The sequence below is a fragment of the Herbidospora sp. RD11066 genome (assembly GCF_054661255.1).
Genome location: NZ_BAAGDO010000001.1, coordinates 966,844 through 984,745 on the forward strand (window position 1 = coordinate 966,844; position 17,902 = coordinate 984,745).

A 17,902-nucleotide genomic window follows, 5' to 3' on the forward strand; every position below is an offset into this window, starting at 1 on the left:
GGCTCATGATCGACGGGTCCGCGCCGTGTCGGCGTCGTCCTCCCACGTCACCCTGCCGCTGGTGATCAGGTCGCTGAGCCTGGCCAGGGCGAAGTGGAAGCCGCTCTCCCGCCGCTCCCACGAGGGCAGCGTGTAGCGGACCGCGTGGGCCCCGTCGACCGTCCGCACGTCGACGACCGGCGCCGACGCCGCGAAGTCGGCCGGGTAGGCGTACTCGCAGTCGGCGGTGACGCCGGAGAGGTCGATGGCCCCCCGCCAGACCATCGACCCCTCCCGCAGGTACGGCCGCAGGCCCGGATATTCGGCCAGCCAGCCGCGGTCCTCCACGACGACCGCTTTCCCCGCCGCCGTCTCCAGCCACGTCACCGGGGTCCTCTCCGGTGGGAGGTCGGGCGCCGGGTCGGGGGTCCGGCTCGTGCGGTGCAGTCTCTGCGCGACCTCGGCGATCCGGTCGGCGACCGGGTTCGGGCCCCGGACGACCGTCACGTCGCCGGGGTCGATCTCCAGGTAGCCCGGCCGGCCGCGCAGGAAGACGAAGTGCCGTCCGGCCCGCAGCCCACCGGCGTCGACCGCCAGCGACGACAGCAGGAAGTCGTGCTCGTGGCCGGGGTTGTTCACGGTGACGGTGCCCGTGTGCTCGTCGCCCTGGCTGAGGGTTCCGTGGCCGTCCGGATGGCTGTGCCAGAGGCCGAGGAAGTGCAGGCCGGGGAAGTCCCGGGCGACCTCCTGGAACAGCCGGAACTGGTAAGCGGTGTCCGACAGGTGGCGGACGGCCGTCCGGTGCCCGCCTGGCCCGGCGTCCAGGTAGGCGACCACGACGACGCGCGGTTCCGGGAGGCGGCCCTCCACGTAGCCGACGAACTTGCCGCCGACCTCGACGCCGGGGTGGGACCGGATCTCCTCCAGCGCCCGGCCGGCGACGTGCTCGTGGAGTTCCAGTTTCAGGTGGATCTCGGTCATGCCCGCTCGCCCCCGCAGGTGAGCAGGCAGTCCCGCTGGGCCAGGACCAGGAGCCGCTTGGTCTGGTAGTGGGAGGTGAAGACCCCTTTCTCCGGACGGATGCCGACCGTCATCCAGTTGAAGTTGAGCCTCGGCACGTAGCGCGACCGGCCGCCGGCGATGGCGCTCCAGGCCATGTGCGCCTGGAAGGAGGCGACGATCGCGATGTCGACGGCCAGCCCTGAGGTGGTGAACCCGCTCTCGCCCAGGCCGTAGCGGTGGTGGCGCTCCTCGTCGGTGAGGTCGAGGGCGTCCTCCAGGTTGGCGCCGTTCCGGTCGGCGACCTGCCGCATGCAGCTGTGGCAGCCGGTCTGGCCCGGGACGTACAGATAGACCTGACCTCCGAGGCCGGTCCGCAGGACCGAGCCGGTGAGCACGGGGCGGCGCAGCTCCACGCAGCGGGCGTTCAGCCACCCGCGCGCCACCGAGTCGTCGACGGCGCAGATCACCAGCGCCGACGAGCGCACCGCCTCGTCGAAGGTGTCGGCCGACATGACGTCGGCCTGGTGTACCCGCACGTCGGCATCGGGGTTGCGGTCGAGGATCCAGTCGCGCATCACCTCGACCTTCGGCCGGCCCAGCGCGGCGCGGGTCGCGGGATGCTTGACGAGGTTCACCGGCTCCAGCACGTCCGGATCGAACAGGTGCCATCGGCGCAGGCCCGACATGACGAGCGGCTGGAGCAGCTGGGCGCCGCCGCTGCCCAGCCCGACCAGGGTGACCTCGACCCGGCCGACGTCGAAGCCGTCGAGGAGGTGGTCGATGCGCCGGGTGTCGATCGCGCCGGTCATCGGTAGTCACCCCTGGCGTCGTGGATCGCGACGCCCCGCTCTCCGCTGGAGGCGGCGTGGATCGTCCCGTCGGAGGCGATCACGATGGGGACGTCCTCCGACCGGCCGTCGAGGATCACCTCTGCGTGCTCCGTCACTGCGCACCTCCGGGGGTTGTGGCCGTCCCGAGTCATCGTGCGACGACGACCGCTTCGAGCGTGCTTCCCCCGCGCTTCTGTTCCGGGCACGGCCGATACCGCCGCAGACGGGAAGCGCCCGGGAAGCACCGGGGATGTTGCCGGGGAAGCGTCGTCGCTGGTGGGGTGCCCTCATGACTCAGGATCGGCCCGCCGACCTCGCCGAGATCCTCGCTACCCTGGCGGGCTGGCCCCCTTCCGGCCTGGCGCTCGGCCTGTGGCCGATATTGATGCGCTGCACTCGCGAGACGCTGGTGCCCTGGGTCGACGCGCACGTCCCCGAACTGGCCAACGCCGCCCGCCTCGCCTTCCACGACCTGCGCGACGTGTCGGCGGAGCTGCACCTGCTCGTCCGGTCGTCGTGGGACCGGCTGCGCCGGACGCTGCTGACCGGCGCGTTCGCGTCCATCTCGGCGCGGCCCGAGGGGACGACGGTCCGGACCGTCGTCGTGCTCCGGCCCTGGTATACCGGCTCGGTCACGCGGGTGACCGGCGACTATCTGCTCGACCCCCTGCCGGAGCCGCTCAGGGCGCGGGTGGAGCTGGTCGGTCCCCGGGACCGTCTTCTGGCGACCTGTGGTGGGCGGTGAGCGACCCGAAGTCGCCGGCCGTGAGCCAGTCGGTGCCGGTCAGGCTCACGTCGCAGCGCGCCGTCTTCAGCCGGTTGACGAGCTTCTGCCGGAACTCCGGCGACCCGCTCACCCGGATGTAGTTGACCCCGCCCAGGTCGGTGACCGGACGGTGGTCGCCGACCTGGAGGATCACCGTGCGTTCGGGGTTCACGCCGAACGCGATCCCCATCTCCAGCAGCACGTTGGGCCGCGCCTGCATCCCGCCGCGCACCTCCGCGTCGGGCTCGCCCGGACCGTGCAGCTCGGGATGGAGCCGGACGACGTCCTCCGGCGTCAGCAGCACCACGACGGCGCGGGCCATCGGCAGGCAGGTCCGCACCACCTGGCCCAGCGTCGGCGAGGCCTCGCCGGTCATGGCGACGAGGTCCTCCCATTCGAGCGGGTTGAGGCCGATCGCCCGGAGAAACGCGAAGAGCGCCTTGCGGGCGTCTTCGTCGCGGCCGTACACGACGAAGACGTTGCGGTCGTACGACGGCTCGACCACGGGTTCGGGCGTCCTTCTACGGTCGCGGGCCGTTTCCGCGTAGCCCATGTCGTGGTCGAGCTGCCGCAGGAACCACGCCGCCAGGTCGGCGTCGTCGTGGAAGGGGCCGCCGGTGAGCTCCGGGCCGAGGGCGGCGGCGAGGTTGTCGGAGGCGATCGTGACCGTCCGGTGCAGGTCGCGCAGGTCGGCGTGGGCGGGGCGGACCTTGGGAGCCTGGCGCCAGACCCGCAGCTCGTAGCGGAGCTTGGCGGCGTGCAGCAGATAGCGCGCCAGCGGCGGGATCGCGGTGTCCCCGCGCGACCACACCCAGGCGCTCGCGACGGCGTCACCGTCGGGTGGCACGGCGAGCACGAAATTGCGGCTCACCCGCTCGTCGTCGGCGCCCGCCGTCTCCCAGATCCGCAGGCCGCCGGGCGTGGTGACCATGTCGCCCGGGTCGTCGTGGACGGTCGTCGGCAGCAGCGGCGTCAGCAGCCCTACCGGGTCGGGCGTCTCCTCCACGCGGGCCAGATGGATGCGGGCCTCGCCGAGCGGGGCGGGCACGTGGCGGGAGACCAGCACGGCCCACTGGTGGCCGAGCCGCCGCCACCAGACCCAGTCGCCGTCCTCCGGCGCCCGCGCCGCCGCCGGGGCGAGGGCGATCGACAGCGCCAGCACGTCGTGGTGGCGGCGCAGGATGAGCTGGCAGTCGGCGCCGGGCCGCTCGATCGCGGCCACCGCCACCTCGCCGTCGGCGGGCAGGCCGTCGAGCGACGCCGGGAGGACGTGGGGCAGGCCGACGCCGGGGATCGGCTCCGTCAGGGCCAGCTGCAGGCCGCACGCGTCCCACAGATCGCGCAACCCCTGGTAGGCGGCGGCCGCGTCCGGGCCGTCGGCGGGCAGGTAGAGGTGGGCGAAGAACTGCTGGTCGAGGATCACTCGGCGTCCTCCTCGGCGACGGCGTGAACGAGCCGGTTGACCCACTCCCGCACCTTCGGGGGCGGCGGCACGACCGGGGCGTCGCCGATGCGGTGCATCCGCACCGGGCCGAGCAGGTCGAGCTCGGCGATCGCGGCCGCCAGTTCGTCGCGGTCACCGCGTTCGTGGGCGGACGAGATGGAGTCGACCAGCGCGGCCACGCCGTCCCATCGGGCCGGTGACAACTGCCACGCCAATACGTCTTCGAGCAGTTCCAGCAGGTCGGCGTGTAGTGCGTCAGGCATGCGGGCCCCGTCCGTCGTGATCGAGGGTTTCGATGAAACGTTCCACGTCGTCCAGCCGGATCTGGGCCTGCTCCTCGGAGCGGACGACGATCCGCAGCTCCGGGCTGGTGCGGCGTCTCCGGCAGGCGGTCAGGAAGGAGTCGGCGATCATGATGACGAGCTGCTCCCTGGACAGCTCGGCCACCCGGGCCAGGCCCGAACCGATCACCGGGATCGCCACCGGCTTGTAGAGCCCCCGCACCGCGACCGACGCCCACAGCGCGTCGAGGCCGTGCCGCAGGTCGGCGGGCGACGACTGGGCGACCAGGTCGTTGCCCTGCCTGCTGTAGGCGACCGCGAAGATCCGGCGGCCGGGCAGGTGGAGGGGCACGACCGTGCCGATCGGATAGCGGGTGCGCTTGCCGCGCGGTTTGTCCTCGCGGCTCTCGCTGGACAGACGCTCGACCCCGCGCAGGCCGTTGCGCAGATGCCGGTCGAGCGTGGCACGGTCACCGGCGTAGACGCGGTGCAGCAGTTGCCCCTGCACGCTGTCGCCGGCGATGACGACGTCGTCGTCCGTGGCGGTGTCGAAGGTGTCGCTGAAACCCACGACGAGGTTGGCGTCGTCTTCGGCGAACAGGTCGCCGTGCTGGATCACCAGGGTGACCCGCAGCCCGCCGAACTCGCGGCGGAGGAAGACCCGCCCGTCCCGCTCGCGCAGCCGGGTGCGGACCGCCGACAGGTGCTCCGCCGCCGAGGCGTCGTCGGGCAGTTCCCGTACGAGGTGCTCGGCGATCGGCAGCGCGAGGTCGGGATGGCCGAGCTCGAGATGGGCGCGGATCAGCTCCCGCTGGGCGAAGGTGTAGAGGTCGGTCAGCCGCCGGGACAGGCGGCGGGCGAACTCCGCGCCGGGGATGTCCGCGAGGGGCCGTCCGCGCCAGAGGCCGAGCGCCTTGGTCAGCAGCGCCACCGCCATGGCGGGCGCGGCATAGGCCGCGCGATTCACAAGATCGGCGAATTCCAGCAAATCAAGGCGTTCGGCGTCCAATGTCAGCCGATATGCTGATTCCGAGCCGCGTTCGGCGAGCAATTGCTCGGTGTGCAGAACTTTGAGCGGGTCGTTGTTCGCAAGGGTGTCGTCGTCGAGGGCTTTGCGGAGTTCGAGGATGCGCTTCTGGACCTCGGTCCGATGGGCGCGGGTCATGCGGCCGTTGACGGGATCGCCCCAGATGTCGCGGTATAAGGCTTCGGTCGACACGGACTCGCCCTCGGCCGCGACCAGCCGGAGCAGGAGTTTGGTCGTGTAAGGCCGGAGGCGGACTTCGTCGTCGTCGTTCCGTACGATCGTGGGCCCCAGGACCCCCACCTGAATACGCGCCAACGACCTCTCCAGCCTCGTCTGGGATGAAAAGATACTAGCCCTACGATAAATAGCACATGGGAAACGACGGGCGAAGAATCATTGTTTTCGGTGATTTAAGAGGCGTCCGAAATCACTTGATCGGCAGAATCGCCCGCACCTCGAAACCGCCGCCCTCCCGCGCCTTCGCGGTCAGGTCGCCGTGGAACAGCGTGGCCCGCTCCCGCATCCCGATCAGCCCGTGCCCGCCCGGAACACGCGGCGACGGCCGATATCCCGCCCGCGGCCCCTCGTCGCACACGTCGAGCCGCAGCTCCCCGGGCCGGTGGTCGATCGTCACCGTCACCCGCGTCGGCCCCGCGTGCTTCAGCGTGTTGGTCAGCGCCTCCTGGACGATCCGGTACGCCGACAGATCCAGGCCCGCCGGCAGCGGCGCCGGGTCACCGGTCACCTCGACCACCACGTCGAGCCCCGCCGTCCGCGACTGCTCCACCAGGTCGTCGACCCGCGCCAGACCCGGCTGCGGCAACCGGCTGTCGGTGGCCGGACCGCGCAGCAGGTGGAGCATCCGCTGGAGCTCCTCGACCGCCGCCCTGCCGGTCGACTCGATGTGCGTCAGCGCCTCCCGCTCCCGGCCCAGGTCGGCGGGGAGCGTGCGGCGCAGCCCGCCCGCCTGCATCACCATCATGCTGACGCTGCTCGCCACGATGTCGTGCAGCTCCCGGGCCAGCCGCGCCTGCTCGTCGGCGACGGCCTCCCGGACGAGCCGCTCACTGCGCGCCACCACGGCCTCGGTCCGCGCGTCGGCCTGGTGCGCCTGCACCTGATAACGGCGCACCCCCGCGCCCGCTCCGCCCGCGATGGCCGACATGGACGCCGCGATGGCGTACTCGGCGAACCGGGCCCCGCCATAGGTCAGCCCCATACAGAGCACGAACACGGCGGTCGCCGCCACCGCGAACAGCGCCCGCGCGCTGCGCAGCCGCGTCTGGCTGAGCACCGTGAACAGGAACACCAGCTCGGTCAGCCACTGCCAGGCGGCGGCGTCCGCCAGCGTGATCGCGAACACCGCGCACGACGCCACGGTGTAGACCGCCATCGTCGTGACGGGCGCCACGCGCCGGAAGAGCACCAGCAGTGCGGTGCCGGCACCACCGGCCACCCACAGGGCGAGCATCGGCCGCTCGGCCAGCTCGGTTCCACCGGTCAGCTCTTCGATGAGGGCGAACAGCCCGACCGCCAGGGCCACCAGGCCGTCGGTCGGGGTCAGCCGGGTAACGCGCACGAGATGAGCGTAATGCGGTGATTCGCGACCGCCATCCCCGGCATCTGGGGGTCAATGATTCTCATCCGGAGGACAAGGAGACCATTCTAATGGTCTATTGGACGTATGCAACCGAGAACAATGCTCGTCATGAGCGCAGACCAATGGTCACAGACCCTGACCGACCTGGCCGAGGCCATCCGCACCGCCGACATCCCCGGCGACCTGGGCATCCGCCAGGTCACCCTGGAACCCATGGTCGACTCCGAGGGCGAGGACGCCCTGTGGGCCTACGTCGTCATGGACGGGGAGGTGGAGGAAGGCTGGGACCCCATGGTGCGCCACGTGGTGGGCATGAACTGCTACAGGCTGGCGGCCGAGCACGGCGTGGACCAGTACATCTACACCCGGTTCTACTCACCCCGGGACTGGGCGGAGCGCGACCTCGTCGAAGCCGAATACGACGACGAGGAAGGAATCGCCTTCGGGCGGGATGACGCATGAAGCGCACCTTCAAGGCCGAGGAGTACCTGCGCCTCGCCGGTCAGATGGCGGGCCGGGCCACCGGCACGGGGCGCCTCCAGACCGCACACCTGCGCCGGGCGACCTCGACCGCCTACTACGCGGTGTTCCACGAACTCGTCGGCCAAGGGGTACGGCGGGTCGCGGGGAAGGGCGGTGACGATCACCGGCACACCGTCAGCCGGTGGTACGCCCACGGCAACTTCCGCCAGACCTCCCGATGGGTCGAGGCGATCGGAGCCAAGAAGAGCGCGCCCGAGGTGGTGACGCGCCTGCTCAGCGTCAACGGCCGAGTCGACCCCGACCTGGCCTTACTTTCCGAGTCGTTCGGCAAACTCCAGCAGCTCCGCCACGCCGCGGACTACGACCCCGACTACGACGCGGTCCGCGCGGAGACCCTCGAACACGTGGCCGACGCGAAGACGACCATCGAGGCGATCCGGCGGCTCGACCTGGCCAACGTCCACGCGTTCGACATGTTCCTGCTGCTCTCGCTCGGTGGCGAGCGGATGGTCAGGAACTCCTGGTGAACGGGTTGCGGCCCGTCGCCGTCAGGTAGAGCGGGAAGAAGACCACCCACAGGACCAGGCACCCTAGGAACCACGCTGCCGGAGAGTCGATCCGCAGTGTGCCGACCGTCACGACGGGCAGGGTGCCGCGTTCCCTGCGGGCATGCGCGTCGCTGTGCACCCAGGCGCCGGTGGTGAGGAGAACGAACAGCGCGAGCAGCGGCACCGTTGCCGTTAACGTGGCCATAAGCGCTGATCGTACTCTTTAGGGTGATCTGGGAGATAGTCGTGGACGTGGAGCTCCGTGCGCTCGAACCGATTTTCCACCGGGTCCCCGCAGGGGCCGGCCGGGCGGTCTTCGAGGCCCTGACGGCCGACGACTTCTTCGAGGTCGGCGCCTCCGGACGGCTCTACCCGCGCGAGTACGTGCTCGACACCCTGGCCGAGCGGCATTCCCGCCCCCACGACGACCCCTGGGAGATCGCCGATTTCGCGGCGCGACGTCTCGACGGTGACACGTGGCTCGTGACCTACCTGCTGGACCAGGCCGGACGGCTGAGCCGCCGGTCGACGATCTGGACCCGGACCGACGCCGGTTGGATCGCGCGCTACCACCAGGGCACGCTCGCATGACCGCCGCCGAACTCGCGACCTACCTCTCGTCACTCGGCATCGACGTCCACTCCATCGGCCGTGACCTCGACGAACGCTACTGCCTCGTGCGAGCCTCCGACGGCTGGCACGTCTACTACAGCGAACGCGGCCAGCGCTCCGGCCTGCGCGTCTTCCGTGACGAGGACGCCGCCTGCCGCGCCCTGCTCCGCGACGTCCTCGCCGATCACGGGGTTCAGGCCCGCTTGCGCACCTCGGGGAACTGAGGTTCCGCCGTCTGGCGGCCCCTCAGGTGCCGGTCGAGGAACGACGCTACGTGCGCACGCGTGATCTCGACGGCCCGCGCACCGTCGAGCGGCTGGGACGGCAGGCCCACCTGGCCGCGCAGGACCGCGTAGTCGGTGAACGACGAGTGGTCGGTTCCGGTCACCTCCAGCCAGGTTTTCGGCGCCTGGAACGCCGTCCACGTCGCGTCGGTGCGGACGGTCCCCATCAGCAGCACCGGCCGGTTCAGGGCGGGTGCGTCGGGGAGGAACGTCCCGTCGAGGTTGAACCCGGCCTTGATCGACGGACGCGCCGCCATCGTGTGGACGGCGCTGTTACCGCCCATCGAATGCCCGCCCACCGCGACCCGGTCGAACCTGAACCGCTTCTTCAACGAGTCGATGACGAACGTCAGGTCCTTGACCCGGCCGGCCGACACCTGCGCGCCGAGCTCCTTCGTCTGCGGGCGTTCACACACCACGCAGGTCGTCGTGTGCCCGTCGGGGAAGGTGGTTCCGGCCGATTCGTACGTGTGCTCGACCGCCGCCACCAGGTATCCCCGGCTGGCCAGATCCTCACCGAGCGAGGTCAGCGTGGCCCGGGGGAACGAGAACCCGGGGGACAGCACGACGAGGGGCAACTTCCGCCGGACGATCGGGGCGCCCGACCGCGCGTGGGTGCGGGTCGTGGCCAGCACACCGGGATCGACCCCAGGGATGCCGTTGAGGATGTTGGCCGATTCGGCCGTGGTGACGTACCGGAAAGGCTTTCCCTTCGAAACCGATGCCGGATACCAGACCGTCACCATGAGCTCGCGCGGCCCGGACGCGGGGACCCACGGATCGGTGCGGGACTTGTCGACCAGGTGCAGCGAGACGGCGCCGACCGGGTGAGGTCCTGTGGGGGCGGGGAGCGACAGCGCCGTGGCTCCGGCCAGCAGGAAGGTGAGAAGGCTCATGCCCCCTCACCGTGCCGGTCAGAAGGTCAGTCGGCACTACCGACCTTGGTCAGTGGTCGCCGCCACCAATCGGCGGTGGCCCGGCATGGTCTCGGCCGGGAGGCCGCTCGCCGGGAACCAGCCCGCCTCCAGGATTTCGGTCGGATCGAGGGCCAGCACCCCGCCCAGCAGTTCGCCCTCGTAGGCCACCTCGGCCCGCAACCGGAACCCGCTCTCGACGTGGACGAGCCGGTTGACCTGCGCTTTCAGCCCGGTCTCCTCCATGACCTCGCGGACCACCGTGTCCTCGAAGGTCTCGCCGCGCTTGGCGTAGCCGGTCGGCAGGCCCCACTGTCGGCCTTCCGGCCAGAACCGGTGCTTGAGGAGGAGGACGCGGCCGTCGTCGTCGCGGATCACCCCCACCACGCCGACCATGAACTTCGCCTGCGAGGCGTAGAGCAACCTCCACTGGAGAGGCCCCCGCAGCGACTTCCACAGCTTCGCGACCAGCCCTCTCATGTCGTCTCCTTCCGTTGCGGGCGCGCGCGCAGATGCATGCGTTCACCCTGGCTTCCGAACAGGCTCAGGAACTCCACCGGCTGGTCTCCCGCTACCCCGAACCAGTGGGGCACGCGCGTGTCGAACTCGGCGGCCTCGCCCGGTTCGAGGATCACGTCGTGTTCGCCCAGGATGAGCCGCAGCCGCCCGTTGAGGATGTAGAGCCATTCGTAGCCCTCGTGCGTCCGCAGATCGGGCTCGCCGCTGCGGGCCCCGGGAGCCAGGATCAGTTTGTACGCCTGCACGCCGCCCGCCCGCTTGGTCAGCGGCAACATGGTCATCCCGTTGCGGATCGTCGGCCGCAGGTGGATGCGCGGATCGCCGGTCGCCGGGGCGTCGACCAGCTCGTCGAGCGTGACCCCGTGGGCGCGGGCCAGCGGCAGCAGCTGTTCGAGCGTGGGCCGCCGCGCACCCGACTCGAGCCGCGAGAGGGTGCTGACCGAGATCCCGGTCGCCTCAGAGAGCGCCGACAGGGTGGTGTCGCGCTCCTTGCGCAGCGCCCGGAGGCGGGGACCGACCGCGTCGAGGGCCTGGCCGATGTCGTCCATCACCCTCCCTAGTTTGCCAGATCGGCAAGAAGGTTTGCGTGTCCGCCGTGTTCGGGCGCACAGTGTCGGCATGAACGACACCTACGACGCAGTGGTGATCGGCGGCGGACCGGCCGGGCTCAACGGAGCTCTCATGCTGGCCCGCTCGCGCCGATCGGTGCTGGTCATCGACGCGGGCGAGCCCCGCAACGCCCCGGCGGCACAGGTCCACGGCCTGTTCGCCCACGACGGCACCCCACCCGCCGAACTCCTGGCCAGGGGAAGAGCCGAAGTCGAGTCGTACGGCGGCCACATCGCCACCGGTTCGGTCGTCGGCGTGGCTCCCGGTTTCACGGTGAGCCTGGCCGATGGGCGGCAGGTCGGCGCCCGTCGCCTGCTGGTGACGACGGGCCTGACCGATGTGCTGCCCGAGATCGCCGGGGTGCGGGAACGGTGGGGGCGCGACGTCGTCCACTGCCCGTACTGCCACGGGTGGGAGGTCCGCGACCGCGCGATCGGAATCCTGGCGACCAGCCCGGCGGCGATGCACCAGGTGATGATGTTCCGCCAGCTCAGCGATGACGTGGTCCTCTTCACCCACACCACCGCCCCGCCCACCTCCGAGCAGGAGCTGGAGCTGCGGGCACGGGGGATCCACGTGGTTCCGGGCGAGGTGGCCGGGTTGGAGATCGCCGATGACCGGATCACCGGCGTCCGCCTCGCCGACGGCACCGTGGTCGCCCGCGACGCGGTGGCGGTCACGACCCGGCTGGTGGCCCGGACCTCGTTCCTGGAACCGCTCGGCCTCAAGGCGGTGGAACACCCGATGGGGGTGGGCGAACACATCCCCGCCTCGCCTGACGGCCAGACCGAGGTGCCGGGGGTGTGGGTGGCCGGCAACGCCACCGACCTGATGGCCCAGGTGGGCGCCTCGGCGGCAGCGGGGGCCATGGCCGGAGCCCGCATCAACGCCGACCTGATCGCGGAAGAGACCCGCGAAGCGGTCCGCAAACTGACCGCATGACCATGCCCTGCTAGTAACGAACGTACATGGAGCGAAGATGAGCACTACCGAACCTCACGCCCACGGTCATGGTCATGGTCATGGTCACGGCCATGGGGCTCACCCCGATCATGACGAGGTCTTCGATCGGGAGTTCTGGGAGAACAAGTACGGCACCGCTCACCCCGACAGCCTGCGGCATGACCCCAACCCCTACCTGATCACCGTCGCCGAGGGACTGACCCCCGGGCGGGTGCTCGACGCCGGATGCGGGGCCGGGGCCGAGGCGATCTGGCTGGCCCAGCGGGGCTGGGAGGTGACGGCCGTCGACATCTCCTCGGTGGCGCTGGACCACGCCCGTACCTTCGCCGAGAAGGAGGCCCCCGAGGTGGCGGACAGGATCACCTGGGGCCAGGCCGACCTCACCCAATGGACCGCCCCCGCCGAGGGATATGACCTGGTCTGCACCAACTACGTCCACGCCCTGGAGGACATCATCCCGGCCCTCGCGGCGTCGGTCCGTCCCGGTGGCACGCTGCTGGTGGTCGACCACTTCGACATCCTGGCCGTGCTCGACCCGGCCGAGTGGCGGCCCATCCCGATCGTGGCCACGCCGCGCACGGTCATCGCCCACTTCGACGGCAGCGAGATCGTTCTCGACGACCGCGTGATGGCGGCGGTCAGGGTTTCAGCCGACGCGCCATGAGGTCGCGCAGGGCGCCCGTGCGCTCCGACAGGTCGGCCAGGTCGTCGAGGAACGGCTCGGGTTCGGGCAGGCCGGCGAGCAGTTCCTCGGTCACGGCCAGCCGGGCCGCCCGCCCGGCCTCGATCGCCTCGCGCCCCCGTGGGGTGAGCTCGATGGCGCGGACCCGCTGGTCGTCGCCCGACACCCGCCGGGTGACGTAGCCGATCCGCTCCATCTCGGCCGCGACCTTGGACGCCCCCTGCGGGGTCATGCCGAGCAATTCGGCCAGGTCGGTGACCCGGACGGGCCCGGTGAGCAGGTGCTGGAACACGTAACCGTGCACCGGCCGCACGTCGGGATGGCCCGCCCCGGCCATGCGGGCCCTGACCCGTTCCTCGCAGACGGCGGCGAGCGCGGCGAACATCAGCGTGAGATCTCTTGACGGCACGTCCCGCATCCTCTGATACTCAACCAAGGTTGCACAACCAAGGTTTCAAATAAGGAGCGCGTCATGAGAGACATCTTCAAGCGGATCGTCGCCGCCGGCCCCGGGGGAGCGGCCCTGGCCGTCTATGAGAACGGGGAACTCGTCGTCGACGAATGGGCCGGCGACTGGTCGCGCGACGACGTGGTCAACGTCTTCTCCGTCGGGAAGGGGGTGGTCGCCGCCCTCGCCCACCGGCACCTCACCGACCTCGACAGACCGGTGCGCGACTGGTGGCCCGGGTTCGCCACCGACTGCACCGTCGCCGACCTGCTCTCCCACCGCGCCGGCCTGCCCGCCGTCCGCCGCCCCCTCCCCGACGGTTCCCTGTTCGACTGGACGGCCATGACCGCCGCACTCGCCGCCGAACAACCGTGGTGGCCACCGGGGGAGCGGCACGGCTACCACGCCGTGACCTTCGGCTGGCTGGTCGGCGAGGTCCTGCGGCGGGCGACGGGGCGGACCGTGAGGGAACTCGTCCAGGACCTGAACATCGACGGCCTCAGCGTCGGCCTCGCCGAGGGAACCCCGGTCAGAGACGTGCTGGCACCCGAGGCGCACGGCCCGCTGCCGCAGCTCACGGCGACCGAGATCACCGTGAAGGCGTTCACCAACCCGGCCGAGCAACTCAGGCCCGGCCTGCCGAACACCCCTGAATGGCGGGCGGCGGAGATCCCCGCCGCGAACGTCCACGCGCACGCCCGCGCCCTCGCCACCCTCTACGGCGACCTGCTGACCAGCCCGAACCTGGCCGAGATGATCGAACCCCGGAGCGAGGGCCACGACGAGGTACTCGGCTCGGAGACCCGATTCGGACTGGGCTTCATGCTCAGCAACCCGACCCGGCCGTTCTCCCCGAACCCGCGCGCCTTCGGCCACAGCGGCTCGGGTGGGGCGCTCGCCTTCGCGGACCCAGATGAGGGTTTCGCCTTCGCCTTCACCCCGAGCCGGACGTTGCTCACCCCGGCGGGCCCGGACCCACGCTGGGGCGCCTTGGTCGAGGCTCTGTACAACTGAGCCGCAGGCGTCACCAGCTTTGGAGGTCACAGGACGACTAGTGCCTACCTCGCCGACTTCGGCGGTGCTCAGATGCCATGAACTCCGAGCGTGGATGAGTTGTGTCGGCCTGTACCCGATCCGGGTTGGGTTGACTTGCGCCTGATCCGGAGTCGGGCCGGCCTGCGCCTGAAATGAGAGTCGGGGCGGCTTGCCCCGGGTCCTTGCAACTGGTCCGGAATAGAGCATTGCGGCGTGGCGCGCTTGGCCGGGCGCTCCTGTGCACAGGAGCGCCCGGGTTGCACCTAGGCGAGCCGGGCCGCTGAGATGTCCCCGCCCAGCACCTCGACCGACGTCTCCCCACCAGGCGACACGGTCACCAGACCCCAGCCGGTCCCCGCGACGAAGGGGAACGTTCCCGGCCTTTCCGCCGTGATCTCCCCGGTCGCGGGGTCGCGGCGGAAGCCGGTGTAGGCGTCGAGCAGCGACCATCCGGCCATCGCGCGCACGTAGTGGTCCCCGCACTCGATCTCGTTGAAAGGGTTGCGGCGGGTGCCGTCGTAGCGTTCGCGCAGGCCGTCGAGGATCCGGAACGCCTCGTCCGTCAGGCCTTCGTACAGGCAGCTGGCCGCGACCTGGTACTCCACGCCGGTCCACACCTCGTCGCAGTAACGCAGCGGCACCGCGGGCCGCCCGCCGTGCGGCCAGGTGCAGACCACCAAGCCCGTCTCGCCGCCGTCGGCGAAGGCGCGGTAGCCGTGCGGCTCGAACCCGGTCCGCAGGTTGTACCGGACGATCGAGGCCAGCGCCGTCCGCACCCGGTCGGCGGGCAGGATGTATCCCAGGTCGAGCTGGTGTGCCCACCACTGCCCGAGAAGCTGGTCGGACAGGCAGCCCTGCCCGAAATCATGCTCCTCGCCGGTGTCCGGCTGGCCGTAGTACTCGCCCGTCCACAGCAACGCGTCGTAGCCGTCACGGCCGAGCGCGAAGAGTTTCGCGAAACCCGGTGAAAGCGCGGGCTCGACCAGCAGGGCCATCTCCTCCATCGCCCGCAACGCCGCCAGCCAGAGCCCGCCGACGAACATGTTCGGCCCGTGCAGGCTGATGTCGTAGGTGCAGGGCTGGTCGCCGCGCAGGATGCCGGTTCCGTCCGGATCCCAGGTGCGGGTGATGTGCTCCATCAGCCGCCGCAGCGCGGGCCACTGCTCGCGGAGCCAGCCGGTGCCCGAGCCGTCCAGAACTGATCTGTACGTTTTGAGCACCGCCCCCAGCATCCCGTCGAGCGCCGGCCGGACCGGCCCGCCGATGGCGACGTCGTGATACTGCGGCAGGTAGAGCGGCAACGCCACCCGATGGGGGATCGACCCGTCGGGCGCCTGGACGGCGAACTCGGTCTCCCGCATGTCCCGTCCGAGCGCGGGGAACAGCCGGGCCAGCGCCTGCTCGTAGTTGAAGACGTGGTTGCAGTTCAACGGGCACGACCCGCCCACGTCCCCGTTCCAGTTCCGGGTGGACGCCCCGAGCGCCCCCTCGAACCCGTAGGCCCGCCCGTCGGCGGTCCGGAAGAGCGAAGGTGACCGGATGAGCGTGCCCTGGGCCGAGATCACGTCCTTCAGTGGGCCGGGAAGGTCGCTGTCCGCGATCGCCGACGCCCACAGGTGCGACACCGTGTCGAGGTGGTCGCGGTCGGCCAGATAGGTGTCGAGGACGTCGACGGCGCCGCCGAACCGCGTCGCGTAGTGGTTGCCCACCCAGAACCGGCTGCCCGCATAGGAAGGCGTCGGCCCGAACCGGTCGAAGTCGGCGAACCGGTTGGGGAACCACCACGCGTGGACGAAATCGATCGTCGCGGTCTCACCCGGCGCCAATGCGAAGGCGCTGGCGATACCGGCGTCCCAGGTGAACCCGGCCGGGCTCGGCCCTGCGGGCGCCTTCATCGGGGAGGCCCCGTCGGCCAGCGCCGCCCTGAGCGCGGCGTCGGAGAAATCGCCGAGCTGCACCGGCGTCACGAGTTTCACCGTCTCGGCGAAACGCAGCAGCGCCTCGGCGTTGATCGCGCGGGGCAGGGCGAGGGCGGGCGCGTCGGTCCACAGCAGCATCTCGCCGTAGCCCTCGTCGGTCTCCCGGAGCGAGGGGTTGTCCATCAGCACCCCGGTCTGCCCCGGCCGCCTGAGCAGCCGGTTCACGTTCCCGCCGTAACCGGCGCCCCGGGTGCCGTCGATCGGGGTGACCCCGTCCCAGCCGACCCCGTTCTGCAGCGTGCCGAGCAGGAACCCGTGCCGGAACTCGGCGCTCGTGTTGGTCAACGTGAACCGGTAGCGCACCAGGGGCAGCGAGCTCGCGTCGGCGTCGAGCGGGACGAACGGCGTGAACGCCGACATCGACACCGCCACCGGAAGCGCCGAATCGAGGTAGGTCACCTCGGCGAACGGGTAGGCGGCCCGGAACTCGGTGCCTTCCACGGTCGGCCAGGCGGGAAGTCTCCCCAGGTCGGGCACCTCGGCGTCGGAGACGTTGGGCGCGGGATCGGCCGAGGGCGGCACCGGATCGCTCCGCAGCAGCCGCACCACGTCGTCCGGTGGCTCGGTCGACGACACCCGAAGGGCGAAGAAGCCGTCCGGCAGGAAGCCCCGATGGTTCGGCACCCCGCCGAGCTGCCACTGCCGCAGCGCGCCGTCACCGGCCAGCGCCATGTGTCCGGTGCCGAAGCCGCCGAGAGGGAACGCGACCGCGCGCCGCGCCTCCCCGGAGTACCGCTTCACGGCCCCCGCCTTTCCACGTTGGAATCACATGTTCTTGAAATCGATTTCAGGCACGCTAGACGAGCTCATCAGGGGTGTCAAGCGCGGGTATGGTGTGGCGCTATGGCGACGATTTACGAGGTTGCGGCGCTCGCCGGGGTCTCTCCCGCGACGGTTTCCCGGGTTTTCAACGGAAACACCGTCTCCGAGGAGAAACAGCGCCTCGTCCGCGACGCCGCCCAGAAGCTGGGTTTCACCCCCAACAAGACCGCCCGGCGGTTGCGCAAGCAGAGTTCCGAGGTCATCTGCCTGCTCGTGCCCGACATCGAGAACCCGTTCTTCACCGCTCTGGCCCGCGGCGTCGAAGACCGCGCCCAGGAGTCGGGGTTCTCCGTCGTGCTCTGCAACACCGACGACGACCCGGCCAAAGAGCTGCGCTACCTGCAGATCGCCGCCTCCGAGCACATGGCCGGCGTGATCCTCTCGCCCGCCTCCGACGAGGTCGACCTGGGCGCCATCGCCTCCCTCGGCAGGCCGGTCGTGGCCGTCGACCGCACCACGCCCTACCCGGTCGACGCCGTGAAGATCGACAACCGCGCGGCCGGCATCGCGGCGACAACGGCCCTGGTGGAGGCCGGTTTCCGGCGCATCGCCTGCATAGCGGGCCCGGCCGGGATCGAGGAGACCGAAGATCGTTACCTCGGCTGGAAGCAGGTCGTCACCGCCCGCAAGACGCTGGTCCGCGACGGCTTCCTCCAGCACGCCGACTTCCGCGTCGACGGCGGCCGGGCCGCCATGAACGCCCTGCTCGGGCTGGTCCAGCCGCCCGACGCCGTGGTCACCACCAACAACCTGATGGCCATCGGCGCCCTCCAGGCGCTCCACGAGAACGGCATCGACCCCGAAGACTTCGGCGTCGCCGTCCTGGGCGAACTGCCCTACCTGCTGCCGCCGCCGTCGAGCGTCGTGCAGGTCCGGCTTCCGGCCCGTCACCTGGGCAGAACCGCGGCGTCCATGCTGCTGGAACGCATCGGCGGGGACACCCAGCCGCTGCGCACGGTCGTGCTGCGGGCCGAGATCGCCCGGCCGCCGTTAAGCCTGTAATCGATACCATCCCGTTACTTGCCTGATCAGGGGCTCCATGAGGTACGTTCCGGGGAGTGCTTGACGAAATCGA

At 70.7% G+C, this 17,902-nt stretch carries 22 protein-coding genes; 9 read left to right on the top strand and 13 right to left on the bottom strand.

Annotated elements, in window-relative coordinates; translation table 11 throughout:
* Window positions 1-3: 3 nt before the first annotated feature.
* Genes ACYQ78_RS04445 through ACYQ78_RS04455 form a run of 3 tightly spaced genes read right to left on the bottom strand, consistent with a single transcriptional unit; the run spans window position 4 to window position 1,927 of the window.
* On the bottom strand, window positions 4-960 hold the full coding sequence (locus ACYQ78_RS04445) for a hypothetical protein (protein ID WP_459799363.1): 957 nt from the start codon (window positions 958-960) through the stop codon (window positions 4-6).
* Window positions 957-1,790, bottom strand: coding sequence for a ThiF family adenylyltransferase (locus tag ACYQ78_RS04450; protein ID WP_459799364.1), 834 nt, complete (start codon window positions 1,788-1,790; stop codon window positions 957-959). The genes ACYQ78_RS04445 and ACYQ78_RS04450 overlap by 4 nt, the downstream gene beginning before the upstream one ends.
* Window positions 1,787-1,927, bottom strand: coding sequence for a hypothetical protein (locus tag ACYQ78_RS04455; protein WP_459799365.1), 141 nt, complete (start codon window positions 1,925-1,927; stop codon window positions 1,787-1,789). Before ACYQ78_RS04455 ends, ACYQ78_RS04450 begins: the two co-directional genes overlap by 4 nt.
* A gap of 173 nt (window positions 1,928-2,100) precedes the next feature.
* Between ACYQ78_RS04455 and ACYQ78_RS04460 the strand changes: the two genes are divergently transcribed.
* Window positions 2,101-2,556, top strand: coding sequence for a hypothetical protein (locus tag ACYQ78_RS04460; protein WP_459799366.1), 456 nt, complete (start codon window positions 2,101-2,103; stop codon window positions 2,554-2,556).
* Here ACYQ78_RS04460 and ACYQ78_RS04465 read toward each other — a convergent pair.
* From ACYQ78_RS04465 to ACYQ78_RS04480, 4 genes are all read right to left on the bottom strand, one after another.
* Window positions 2,492-4,000 (bottom strand): CATRA conflict system CASPASE/TPR repeat-associated protein, encoded by a 1,509-nt coding sequence (locus ACYQ78_RS04465; protein ID WP_459799367.1) that lies wholly within the window; start codon window positions 3,998-4,000, stop codon window positions 2,492-2,494. The two genes, ACYQ78_RS04460 and ACYQ78_RS04465, sit on opposite strands and share 65 nt — an antisense overlap.
* Entirely contained in the window at window positions 3,997-4,284 is a 288-nt protein-coding gene (locus tag ACYQ78_RS04470; RefSeq protein WP_459799368.1) for a CATRA system-associated protein, read from the bottom strand. Before ACYQ78_RS04470 ends, ACYQ78_RS04465 begins: the two co-directional genes overlap by 4 nt.
* Entirely contained in the window at window positions 4,277-5,644 is a 1,368-nt protein-coding gene (locus ACYQ78_RS04475) for a macro domain-containing protein (protein WP_459799369.1), read from the bottom strand. Before ACYQ78_RS04475 ends, ACYQ78_RS04470 begins: the two co-directional genes overlap by 8 nt.
* 112 nt (window positions 5,645-5,756) lie before the next feature.
* Window positions 5,757-6,908, bottom strand: coding sequence for a sensor histidine kinase (locus ACYQ78_RS04480; protein WP_459799370.1), 1,152 nt, complete (start codon window positions 6,906-6,908; stop codon window positions 5,757-5,759).
* Between the two features lie 129 nt (window positions 6,909-7,037).
* Here ACYQ78_RS04480 and ACYQ78_RS04485 point away from each other — a divergent pair, with 129 nt between their 5' ends.
* Both ACYQ78_RS04485 and ACYQ78_RS04490 read left to right on the top strand, forming a co-directional pair.
* Entirely contained in the window at window positions 7,038-7,391 is a 354-nt protein-coding gene (locus ACYQ78_RS04485; RefSeq protein WP_459799371.1) for a hypothetical protein, read from the top strand.
* A complete protein-coding gene (locus ACYQ78_RS04490; protein WP_459799372.1) occupies window positions 7,388-7,939 on the top strand; it encodes a hypothetical protein in 552 nt (183 codons plus the stop codon). The genes ACYQ78_RS04485 and ACYQ78_RS04490 overlap by 4 nt, the downstream gene beginning before the upstream one ends.
* Here ACYQ78_RS04490 and ACYQ78_RS04495 read toward each other — a convergent pair.
* Window positions 7,923-8,165, bottom strand: a complete 243-nt coding sequence (locus tag ACYQ78_RS04495) for a hypothetical protein (RefSeq protein ID WP_459799373.1) — start codon at window positions 8,163-8,165, stop codon at window positions 7,923-7,925. The genes ACYQ78_RS04490 and ACYQ78_RS04495 overlap by 17 nt on opposite strands.
* Window positions 8,166-8,206: 41 nt before the next feature.
* Here ACYQ78_RS04495 and ACYQ78_RS04500 point away from each other — a divergent pair, with 41 nt between their 5' ends.
* Together ACYQ78_RS04500 and ACYQ78_RS04505 are read left to right on the top strand one after the other, a co-directional pair.
* On the top strand, window positions 8,207-8,551 hold the full coding sequence (locus ACYQ78_RS04500; RefSeq protein ID WP_459799374.1) for a nuclear transport factor 2 family protein: 345 nt from the start codon (window positions 8,207-8,209) through the stop codon (window positions 8,549-8,551).
* Window positions 8,548-8,796, top strand: a complete 249-nt coding sequence (locus ACYQ78_RS04505; RefSeq protein ID WP_459799375.1) for a hypothetical protein — start codon at window positions 8,548-8,550, stop codon at window positions 8,794-8,796. Before ACYQ78_RS04500 ends, ACYQ78_RS04505 begins: the two co-directional genes overlap by 4 nt.
* On the opposite strand, the gene ACYQ78_RS04510 is transcribed toward ACYQ78_RS04505, so the two are convergent.
* From ACYQ78_RS04510 to ACYQ78_RS04520, 3 genes are read right to left on the bottom strand one after another with little or no spacing between them, the layout of a single operon-like run.
* Complete coding sequence (locus ACYQ78_RS04510) at window positions 8,766-9,752, bottom strand: alpha/beta hydrolase family protein (protein ID WP_459799376.1); 987 nt, start codon at window positions 9,750-9,752, stop codon at window positions 8,766-8,768. The two genes, ACYQ78_RS04505 and ACYQ78_RS04510, sit on opposite strands and share 31 nt — an antisense overlap.
* Window positions 9,753-9,788: 36 nt before the next feature.
* The gene (locus ACYQ78_RS04515; protein WP_459799377.1) at window positions 9,789-10,250 is read right to left on the bottom strand and encodes an NUDIX domain-containing protein; all 462 of its coding nucleotides are present in this window, start codon (window positions 10,248-10,250) and stop codon (window positions 9,789-9,791) included.
* A complete protein-coding gene (locus ACYQ78_RS04520) occupies window positions 10,247-10,837 on the bottom strand; it encodes a helix-turn-helix domain-containing protein (RefSeq protein WP_459799378.1) in 591 nt (196 codons plus the stop codon). The genes ACYQ78_RS04515 and ACYQ78_RS04520 overlap by 4 nt, the downstream gene beginning before the upstream one ends.
* 70 nt (window positions 10,838-10,907) lie before the next feature.
* On the opposite strand from ACYQ78_RS04520, the gene ACYQ78_RS04525 reads away from it, so the two are divergent.
* On the top strand, window positions 10,908-11,840 hold the full coding sequence (locus tag ACYQ78_RS04525) for an NAD(P)/FAD-dependent oxidoreductase (protein WP_459799379.1): 933 nt from the start codon (window positions 10,908-10,910) through the stop codon (window positions 11,838-11,840).
* A 37-nt stretch (window positions 11,841-11,877) separates the two neighbouring features.
* A complete protein-coding gene (locus ACYQ78_RS04530) occupies window positions 11,878-12,525 on the top strand; it encodes a class I SAM-dependent methyltransferase (protein WP_459799380.1) in 648 nt (215 codons plus the stop codon).
* Here ACYQ78_RS04530 and ACYQ78_RS04535 read toward each other — a convergent pair.
* Window positions 12,500-12,952, bottom strand: a complete 453-nt coding sequence (locus ACYQ78_RS04535; protein ID WP_459799381.1) for a MarR family winged helix-turn-helix transcriptional regulator — start codon at window positions 12,950-12,952, stop codon at window positions 12,500-12,502. The two genes, ACYQ78_RS04530 and ACYQ78_RS04535, sit on opposite strands and share 26 nt — an antisense overlap.
* Before the next feature lie 63 nt (window positions 12,953-13,015).
* Between ACYQ78_RS04535 and ACYQ78_RS04540 the strand changes: the two genes are divergently transcribed.
* Window positions 13,016-14,005, top strand: coding sequence for a serine hydrolase domain-containing protein (locus ACYQ78_RS04540; RefSeq protein ID WP_459799382.1), 990 nt, complete (start codon window positions 13,016-13,018; stop codon window positions 14,003-14,005).
* Window positions 14,006-14,289: 284 nt separating this feature from the next.
* On the opposite strand, the gene ACYQ78_RS04545 is transcribed toward ACYQ78_RS04540, so the two are convergent.
* A complete protein-coding gene (locus tag ACYQ78_RS04545; protein ID WP_459799383.1) occupies window positions 14,290-16,746 on the bottom strand; it encodes a GH116 family glycosyl hydrolase in 2,457 nt (818 codons plus the stop codon).
* A 102-nt stretch (window positions 16,747-16,848) separates the two neighbouring features.
* Between ACYQ78_RS04545 and ACYQ78_RS04550 the strand changes: the two genes are divergently transcribed.
* Window positions 16,849-17,829 carry a LacI family DNA-binding transcriptional regulator gene (locus tag ACYQ78_RS04550; protein WP_459799384.1) on the top strand — a complete coding sequence of 327 codons (981 nt, stop codon included), beginning with the start codon at window positions 16,849-16,851 and terminating at the stop codon, window positions 17,827-17,829.
* The last annotated feature ends 73 nt before the right edge of the window (window positions 17,830-17,902 follow it).

Coding starts and splice junctions, on each gene's coding strand:
- ACYQ78_RS04485 (WP_459799371.1), top strand. CDS start 7,038: ATGAGCGCAGACCAATGGTCACAGACCCTGACCGACCTGGCCGAGGCC.
- ACYQ78_RS04510 (WP_459799376.1), bottom strand. CDS start 9,752: ATGAGCCTTCTCACCTTCCTGCTGGCCGGAGCCACGGCGCTGTCGCTC.
- ACYQ78_RS04490 (WP_459799372.1), top strand. CDS start 7,388: ATGAAGCGCACCTTCAAGGCCGAGGAGTACCTGCGCCTCGCCGGTCAG.
- ACYQ78_RS04460 (WP_459799366.1), top strand. CDS start 2,101: ATGACTCAGGATCGGCCCGCCGACCTCGCCGAGATCCTCGCTACCCTG.
- ACYQ78_RS04450 (WP_459799364.1), bottom strand. CDS start 1,790: ATGACCGGCGCGATCGACACCCGGCGCATCGACCACCTCCTCGACGGC.
- ACYQ78_RS04520 (WP_459799378.1), bottom strand. CDS start 10,837: ATGGACGACATCGGCCAGGCCCTCGACGCGGTCGGTCCCCGCCTCCGG.
- ACYQ78_RS04470 (WP_459799368.1), bottom strand. CDS start 4,284: ATGCCTGACGCACTACACGCCGACCTGCTGGAACTGCTCGAAGACGTA.
- ACYQ78_RS04505 (WP_459799375.1), top strand. CDS start 8,548: ATGACCGCCGCCGAACTCGCGACCTACCTCTCGTCACTCGGCATCGAC.
- ACYQ78_RS04515 (WP_459799377.1), bottom strand. CDS start 10,250: ATGAGAGGGCTGGTCGCGAAGCTGTGGAAGTCGCTGCGGGGGCCTCTC.
- ACYQ78_RS04495 (WP_459799373.1), bottom strand. CDS start 8,165: ATGGCCACGTTAACGGCAACGGTGCCGCTGCTCGCGCTGTTCGTTCTC.
- ACYQ78_RS04540 (WP_459799382.1), top strand. CDS start 13,016: ATGAGAGACATCTTCAAGCGGATCGTCGCCGCCGGCCCCGGGGGAGCG.
- ACYQ78_RS04530 (WP_459799380.1), top strand. CDS start 11,878: ATGAGCACTACCGAACCTCACGCCCACGGTCATGGTCATGGTCATGGT.
- ACYQ78_RS04445 (WP_459799363.1), bottom strand. CDS start 960: ATGACCGAGATCCACCTGAAACTGGAACTCCACGAGCACGTCGCCGGC.
- ACYQ78_RS04525 (WP_459799379.1), top strand. CDS start 10,908: ATGAACGACACCTACGACGCAGTGGTGATCGGCGGCGGACCGGCCGGG.
- ACYQ78_RS04550 (WP_459799384.1), top strand. CDS start 16,849: ATGGCGACGATTTACGAGGTTGCGGCGCTCGCCGGGGTCTCTCCCGCG.